This is a genomic window from Flavobacterium sp. 9AF (assembly GCF_902506265.1).
In the GTDB taxonomy this organism is placed as follows: Bacteria; Bacteroidota; Bacteroidia; order Flavobacteriales; family Flavobacteriaceae; genus Flavobacterium.
The window spans coordinates 1-8,403 of record NZ_LR733579.1 but is presented as its reverse complement, the minus strand read 5'-3'; the positions used below and the strand labels follow the sequence as shown (position 1 = coordinate 8,403).

At 31.3% G+C, this 8,403-nt stretch carries 8 protein-coding genes; 2 read left to right on the top strand and 6 right to left on the bottom strand.

What is annotated here, in order from left to right:
• The coding region (locus HALO113_RS15530) for an outer membrane beta-barrel protein (RefSeq protein WP_159780004.1) at positions 1 to 1,084 on the top strand (1,084 nt) is incomplete at its 5' end.
• A gap of 68 nt (positions 1,085 to 1,152) precedes the next feature.
• Here the strand turns inward: HALO113_RS15530 and HALO113_RS15525 are convergent.
• The 6 genes from HALO113_RS15525 to HALO113_RS15500 all read right to left on the bottom strand — a co-directional run bounded on the left by HALO113_RS15525 (position 1,153) and on the right by HALO113_RS15500 (position 5,358).
• A complete protein-coding gene (locus HALO113_RS15525) occupies positions 1,153 to 2,052 on the bottom strand; it encodes a hypothetical protein (protein WP_159780003.1) in 900 nt (299 codons plus the stop codon).
• Between the two features lie 138 nt (positions 2,053 to 2,190).
• Entirely contained in the window at positions 2,191 to 2,997 is an 807-nt protein-coding gene (locus HALO113_RS15520; RefSeq protein WP_159780002.1) for a YgcG family protein, read from the bottom strand.
• Positions 2,997 to 3,434, bottom strand: a complete 438-nt coding sequence (locus tag HALO113_RS15515; protein WP_159780001.1) for a TPM domain-containing protein — start codon at positions 3,432 to 3,434, stop codon at positions 2,997 to 2,999. The genes HALO113_RS15520 and HALO113_RS15515 overlap by 1 nt, the downstream gene beginning before the upstream one ends.
• Positions 3,435 to 3,438: 4 nt before the next feature.
• Positions 3,439 to 4,032: a LemA family protein gene (locus tag HALO113_RS15510; RefSeq protein ID WP_159780000.1), complete on the bottom strand. Its 594-nt coding sequence runs from the start codon at positions 4,030 to 4,032 to the stop codon at positions 3,439 to 3,441.
• Between the two features lie 11 nt (positions 4,033 to 4,043).
• On the bottom strand, positions 4,044 to 4,376 hold the full coding sequence (locus tag HALO113_RS15505; protein WP_159779999.1) for a MerR family transcriptional regulator: 333 nt from the start codon (positions 4,374 to 4,376) through the stop codon (positions 4,044 to 4,046).
• Positions 4,377 to 4,380: 4 nt separating this feature from the next.
• Positions 4,381 to 5,358, bottom strand: coding sequence for a M23 family metallopeptidase (locus HALO113_RS15500; RefSeq protein WP_159779998.1), 978 nt, complete (start codon positions 5,356 to 5,358; stop codon positions 4,381 to 4,383).
• A 197-nt stretch (positions 5,359 to 5,555) separates the two neighbouring features.
• Between HALO113_RS15500 and alaS the strand changes: the two genes are divergently transcribed.
• The gene (alaS, locus tag HALO113_RS15495; RefSeq protein WP_159779997.1) at positions 5,556 to 8,201 is read left to right on the top strand and encodes an alanine--tRNA ligase; all 2,646 of its coding nucleotides are present in this window, start codon (positions 5,556 to 5,558) and stop codon (positions 8,199 to 8,201) included.
• Positions 8,202 to 8,403: the final 202 nt, after the last annotated feature.

Genomic DNA, 8,403 nt, shown 5'->3' with positions numbered 1-8,403 from the left:
ATTCAATGGGACAATAGGTATTACTATTTCTAAAAAGAAATATAATTTTAATCTCGATTTAGGAACCGATTTTTTAAATTATGACAATCAATCCACTTATTTAGGCACCGTTACTACATTAAAGAATAATTATATGTATCCTAATGTAACGGCATATTTGAATTATAGAGTAGCTAAATCTAAGTCGATATACAGTCGCTATACTTATAATGTAAGTTTACCTTCTGCTGAGCAATTATTGCCTTTTGAAAATTTAGCCAATCCTTTGAATACGATTATGGGTAATGCCTTTTTAAAACCTGTAGAAAATCATAATTTGTATATGAATTTCAATAATTATGATTATGCTACACGTTCTGGTTTTTATGGTTATTTTGGGGGAAATCTGAGAAAAAATCAAATTGTAAGTTCAACAGTTTATGATTCTGACTTTAAAGCCAATACAACTTATCAAAATATCAATCAAACATATAATTTTTACACAGGATTTAGTTTAAACAAATCATTTAAAAAAGAGAAAAGAACTTTTAAATACGGATTAGGAATTGGGGTAAATTATGATTTTAATCAAGGATTAACTAATGCGGCTTTATATCAGGCAAAAGGAATACAATTAAACCCTAGAGCTTCTTTATCTTGGTCAATAGACGATTTAATTACGCTTGCGCCATCTTATAGATATACCTACAATGTAACTTCTTTTGAAAACTATGTTATTGATAAGAGTAATATTTTTAAACATAATTTTAAATTAGAAACAACCACTTATTGGCCTAAAAATATAGTTTTAGGAAATGATTTTGGATATACCTATAATTCGAATATTGCTAATGGTTTTCAAAAAGATTTTTATTTATGGAATGTGAGTTTAGGATATAATTTCTTTAAAGATCAATTATTAGCTAAAGTAAAAGTGTATGATTTGTTAAACCAAAATGTCAACGCAACACGTACGATTACACCTACTGCAATTACCGATGAAGAAAATACTGTTTTACAGCAATATGTGATGTTTTCTTTAACGTATAAGTTGGAAAAGTTTGGTAAAAAGAAAGACGATAGAAAAATGATTATTATTAATTAAAGTAAGCTTTTAAAAAGTCAAAAAACTTTCGTCAAAATAGGGAATTAAAAACAATTGTTAAAAAAATCTTACTTAATAGTAATATTTTTAGAAATGATAGTGCCGTCTTTTTTTATAGCTTTAACTATGTAATTTCCTTCATAAAGGTCTTTTCTTAATTGAAAATTAATATAGTTCTTGCTTAATACTCTAAATTCTGTTTTGAATACATTACCAGCTAAATCTGTAACCCAAATCTCAGATATCTCACCAGAACTAATTCTAACATTTATAAAATCATTTTTTTGAACAGTTTCAGGGAAAATGTAATCAGAACTTCTATGTGAATTAGACATTGCTGTGACATTATGTTCTGTTTTTTCAGTAATATTCGTTTTCTTTTGGCCAGAAGTCGTAATTTTGATATCATCTATCTCAAACTGTGAATATTTTTCTTGAGATACTCTTTGAGTAGCATTCGCATTAATATAAAACCACAATTGGTTATAATTTTTTTTAGGAGTGAATGATATAGAAATGGTTTCCCAATCAGGTGTGTTTTTTGTTATATTTTTTGACCAAATCAATTCACTATCATTAGGTAAAACAGGATTTTCTGTATTGAAATTTGAGGTTAAATTATTAGTAGCTCTCACATTTGCGCCACTAATTATTTTATCAATGCCATTTATAGTTGTCGTAATTTTTACCTTAAATGAAATTTGATAATTTTTACCAGAATGAAATTCATAATTAGTAAAAATGCCCTCTAAGTTTTCTTCATTTACAGTTAATGAAGCCCATGTGTTTTTATTGATATTTCCTTGTACAAGCGGTGTGCCGTGACTAGCAAACCAATTATGAACACAAGATGGCGCAGTAAATCCATTTCCAGTACAATTACTGTTCAAATTTCCATTTAGTATTTCTTGGGCCGTTAAATTAAGACAAAACGAAAACAGCGTGTAGGTTAATAACAGATTTTTCATCAGTGTAAAGTTAAGGTTTTTGGAAATCGACTGCAAATATCGTGATTTATAAACTATTTACTACAAAATTTATTAGTTATTTTAGATACAAAAAAAGCACCTTAGAAAGGTGCTCATTATTTATTGTATGTTTCTTTTTTACCAACTTCCACCAGCTCCACCACCAGAAAAACCACCACCACCAAAGCCGCCTCCAAAGCCACCGCCTCCAAAACCACCACCAGATGAACCACCACCAAAACTGCCACCACCATTACCACGGCCTAGACTACTTAAAATAATGACATCCATTAAATCTGGACCAGAAAATCGACCTGAACCACCATTTCTGCCGTTGTTTCTTCCTTTAGAAATAATAATGATGAGTATAATTACAAAGATGAAAAAGATTATTATAGGAAAAACATTACCACTATTGTTGCTTTTTCGCGTGCCTTTATAAGTTCCTTTTATGATTTGAAAAATAGCACTTGTCCCTTTATCTAAACCATTATAATAGCTTCCCGCTTTGAATTCTGGAATTATCACATTACGAACCAATTCTCCTGTAATTCCAGCAGTTAATTTGTCTTCTAAACCATAACCTGGTGAAATCCAAATTTCCCTATCGTTCTTTGATAATAGAACAATTACACCGTTGTCTTCATTTGCTTGGCCAATACCCCATTCTTGGGCCCATTTTGGGGCTAAAATACCAATACTTTCTCCCTTTAAATCATCAATAGTTACAATGACAATTTGTGTAGAAGTGGTATCAGAAAAATGCACTAGTTTATCTTCTAATTGTTTTTCTTCATATTCATTTAAGACATCTGCATAATCATAAACTGAAGTTTGAAAAGACGGCTTTTTGGGTATGTCAAATTGAGCTAAACCCAAACCGTGAATTAGAAGTAAAGTTAGTACTAATAAAAGTTTGATTGACTTAAATATAAATTGTATCATTATCCTTTTGAAATTTCATTAGGTAATTCGTTGGTATCATCTGATTGATAAGGGAAAAATTCTTTTAAACGTTTTCCTGCTTCTATTATTCCTTTAACCAATGCTTCTTTGTTTTGATTATTCTTAAAATGATCAATTACGATATCTTTTGTAGAATTCCAAAAATCGGAACCAACAATTCGATTTATACCTTCATCTCCAAGAATAGCAAAGTGCTTATTCGAAACACTTACATAAAATAAAACACCATTTCTATCTTTTGTATTTTGCATACCTAAGGATAAAAAAACCTCCTGAGCTCTTTCGAGCGGAGGTTTTTCAGAATTTTCTTCTATGTGTACTCGTATTTCACCCGAAGTGTCTTTTTCTGCTGCAACAATAGCTTGAACAATTTCTTGTTCTTCACTTGCAGTTAAAAAATCTTCTGTTTTTGACATAATATTATTTGCTAAAATCGAATTCTACTTCAACCGGTTTCTCTGCACCAGCAACTGCATCAAAATAGGCTTTTTCTTTATAATCAGATAAGATTAAACTTCTTGGCATTTTTAATACATAATTATTATATGTTTCCACCGATTCATTAAAACGAGTTCTAGCTGTTAAAATTTGGTTTTCTGTACTGGCCAACTCGTCTTGTAATTTTAAGAAATTTTGATTGGCTTTTAAATCAGGATAATTTTCTACTGTTACCAATAAACGTGATAATGCAGAACTCACTCCACTTTGAGCCTCATTAAAAGCTTTTAATTGTTCTGGAGTAATGTTAGATGGATCAATGGTTGTAGCAGTAGCTTTTGCTCTTGCATTTACAACAGCTTCTAAAGTTGATTTTTCAAAATCAGCAGCGCCTTTTACAGTTTTTACTAGATTTCCAATTAAATCATTTCTTCTTTGGTAAGAAGTTTCCACATTACCCCAAGATTTTTTTACATTTTCATTAACTGTTACAGCACCATTTTTAACATTGATATACCAAAATATACCAATTAACACTAATCCTCCAATAATTATCCACGGTAAGAATTTTTTCATAATTTTTGTTTTTAAAGTTGATTTTTAATTTGTAATAATTGCGTTTTTATATTTTCTAATTTTCTAATAATTTCAAATTTATCTAAAGTTTTCTTTTGATTTTCTTTTAAATGCGTTTTTGCTCCTTCAAGTGTAAACCCTCTTTCTTTTACCAAATGAAAAATCAATTGCAAGTTTTTTACATCTTCTTGTGTAAATTTTCGGTTTCCTTTTGCATTTTTCTTTGGCTTTAAGATGTCAAATTCTTTTTCCCAAAAACGAATTAAGGAAGCATTCACATCAAAGGCTTTAGCAAGTTCTCCAATACTGTAATACAATTTATTTTCAGGTAAATCGATGTGCATACAATTAATCTAAAGATTGGTTTTCTTGGGTGGCTAAATTGGAAATAGCAATATATTCTTCAGCGGAAATACTTCCGTAATAGAAATTAATAGGATTCACTTTTTCCCCATTTTTAATGACTTCATAATGCAAATGCGGAGCTTCGCTTCTTCCTGTACTTCCCACATAACCGATAATGTCACCTCTTTTTACTTTTTGACCAGGTCTACAATTGTATTTACTTAAATGCGCATATAAAGTAACATAACCATATCCATGATTAATTTCAATATGGTTTCCATAACCAGAAAGCGAGTTATCTGCTTTTAAAACCACTCCATCACCCGTTGCATAAACTGGAGAACCTGTAGGTGAAGTAAAATCCATACCATAATGAAATTTTCTAATCTTGGTAAAAGGGTCACTTCGATATCCAAAACCAGAAGCCATTCTCTTTAAATCTTCATTTTTTACAGGCTGAATAGCAGGAATAGCCGCTAATAGTTTTTCTTTTTGTTTCGCTAAAACAATGATTTCATCTAAGGATTTAGATTGTATAACCAACTCTTTGGTCAACTGATCGACTCTTTTAGTGGTGTTGATTACTAATTCTGAGTTGTCATAACCTTCAAGTGATTTATATCGATTCACTCCTCCAAAACCCGCTTTTCTTTCCTCATCTTTTATAGGTGAGGTATTAAAATAAATGCGATATATATTATTGTCTCTATCTTCAATAGCTTCTAAAACCTCATTCATTAAATCCATTTTTTTATTCAAAAGTTTGTAATTCAACTTCATGGATTCTAATTCGTTAGTAAGTAATTTGTCTTTAGGAGTTTCAAAATAAGGTGTGTTTATCAATAAAATTAAACACAAAAAACCAAATAATGCAGACGATAATAAAAACAAAAAGACATAAGCAAATTTTTTTCGACGTTGCGGTTTTATCCTCTTATATGCTAAATTTTCAGAATCGTAATAATATTTTACTTTAGACATGTTTTAAAATTACTATTTTTGCACCAATTTTAAATGCAAATACATTAGTTATACGAACAAAATTAAAAAATGTTTCATTCTAATTGTTTTTTTATAACGAAACTTTGTGATTTTTTGTATAACACATTTGCATCTGTTTGATTTTGAATTAGAAATAACAAACAGAAACAGAATTAAAAATAATTAAAAAAAGTTTAATGAAATCACAAGACATTCGAAAAGCGTATTTACAATTCTTTGAAAGTAAAGGTCACTTAATTGTGCCTTCAGCACCTATTGTGTTAAAAGACGATCCTACCTTAATGTTTAATAATTCTGGTATGGCCCAATTCAAAGAATATTTTTTAGGAAACGGAACGCCTAAAAGTAAGCGTATAGCCGATACGCAAAAATGTCTTCGTGTTTCTGGAAAGCATAATGATTTAGAAGATGTAGGTTTTGATACGTATCATCATACAATGTTCGAAATGCTTGGAAACTGGTCATTTGGTGATTATTTCAAAAAAGAGGCTTTAGCTTGGGCTTGGGAATTTTTAACAGAAGTATTAAAATTAGATAAAGATCGCTTGTATGTTTCTGTTTTTGAAGGAAATCCTGAAGAAAATGTCCCATTTGATCAAGAAGCTTTTGATATTTGGAAACAATTTGTGTCGGAAGATCGAATTATTTTAGGGAATAAAAAAGATAATTTTTGGGAAATGGGTGACCAAGGTCCGTGCGGTCCTTGTTCTGAGATACATATTGATTTGCGTTCGGATGATGAAAGAGCGAAAGTAGCAGGTCGTGATTTAGTAAATGCTGATCACCCTCAAGTGGTGGAAATTTGGAACAATGTCTTTATGGAATTCAACCGTAAAGCAGATGGTTCGTTGGAAAAATTACCCGCACAACATGTGGATACAGGAATGGGATTTGAACGTTTGTGTATGGCCATGCAAGGTGTTACTTCAAATTACGATACGGATGTATTTACACCACTTATTCATAAAGTAGAAGAAATTACAGGTTTAAAATATACAGATAATTCTGTCACCCTGAGCGGAGTCGAAGGGCAAGAGCAAAACAAAATAAACATTGCAATACGTGTCATTGTTGATCATGTAAGAGCAGTAGCTTTTGCAATTGCTGACGGACAATTGCCTTCAAACAATGGAGCTGGTTATGTAATTCGTAGAATTTTACGTCGTGCGATTCGTTATGGTTTTACTTTTTTAGATACCAAAGAACCGTTCATTTATCAATTGGTGGAAGTTTTGGCAAACCAAATGGGTGAATTTTTCCCTGAAATAAAAAAACAACAAGTTTTAGTTACCAATGTGATTCGTGAAGAAGAAGCATCTTTCTTAAGAACTTTAGAGCAAGGATTGCAATTATTAGAAGTGGTTGTAGCTGAGACAAAAGGAAATGAAGTTTCAGGAGCAAAAGCTTTTGAGTTGTATGATACTTTTGGATTTCCTAAAGATTTAACCGCTCTTATTTTGAAAGAAAAAGGAATGACGTATAATGAAGCGGAATTTGAAGTGGAATTGAAAAAACAAAAAGATCGTTCTCGTGCAGCATCTGAAGTATCTACCGATGATTGGAGAATTCTAATAGCAGGAAATACAGAGACTTTTGTAGGTTATGATCAGACAGAGAATGAGGTAAAAATAACGCGCATTCGTAAAGTAGATTCTAAAAAAGATGGTGTTTTGTACCAAATTGTATTAGATGCAACCCCATTTTATCCAGAAGGTGGAGGACAAGTAGGAGATAGAGGTGTTTTAATTTCTGCAAATGAGGCAATTGAAATTATTGATACCAAAAAAGAAAATAACTTAATTCTGCACATTGCGAAACAGTTACCAGAAAATGTAAATGTAGCTTTTGTCGCTAAAGTAAATACCGATTTAAGAACGGCTTCTTCAAAAAATCACTCGGCTACACACTTAATGCATTTGGCTTTGCGTACTATTTTGGGTACACATGTAGAGCAAAAAGGCTCATTGGTTACACCGAATTATTTACGTTTCGATTTTTCTCATTTTTCAAAAGTAACAGATGAAGAATTAAGACAAGTGGAATCTTTTGTGAACCAAAGAATTCAAGAGCATATTCCTTTAATAGAAAGAAGAAGTATTCCAATCCAACAAGCCTTAAACGAAGGAGCGATGGCTTTGTTTGGAGAGAAATATGGAGACAATGTACGTGCGATTAAATTTGGAGATTCGATGGAATTATGTGGAGGAATTCACGTATCGAATACAGCTGATATTTGGTATTTTAAAATTATTTCAGAAGGAGCTGTAGCGGCTGGAATTCGAAGAATTGAAGCGATTACGGGTGATGCTGTAAAAGATTTCTTTGCTTCTCAAGAAAATACATTAGCAGAAATTAAAGAAAGCTTGAAAAACCCGCAAGATGTTTTAAAAGCAGTTAGTTCTTTGCAAGAGGATAATGCTAAGTTGAAAAAACAAGTAGAGCAATTATTAAAAGATAAAGCGAAAGGATTAAAAGGTGAATTGGAAGCTCAAATAAAAGAAGTTAATGGTGTTCAATTTTTAGCTACTCAAGTAGATTTAGATGCGAATGGAGCCAAAGATTTAGCATATGAACTAGGAAATAACAAAACCAACTTGTTTTTAGTTTTAGCAACCGCTTCAGAAGACAAACCAATGTTAACCTGTTATATTTCTAAAGAATTAGTAGCTGATAAAGGTTTGAATGCGGGTCAGGTAGTTCGTGAACTAGGAAAATACATCCAAGGTGGTGGTGGTGGACAACCGTTTTTTGCAACTGCTGGTGGAAAAAATGTGAATGGAATTGCAGAAGCACTCGAAAATGCTAAAGCGTTTTTAAAATAAATAAAAAGTAAGAATGTTTTTCAATTGCTATAAAAAAAACCGATAATAACAATTATCGGTTTTTTTTATTTAAATTTGTCTTGTCCTGAAATAGCGATACACAAATTTCATCGTTATGGAAACACCTCAAGAAATTAGCTATGTAAAGCGTACTCAGAAAGACTATTCCATGTCTTTAAAACTTCAAATTGTTCAAGAAATA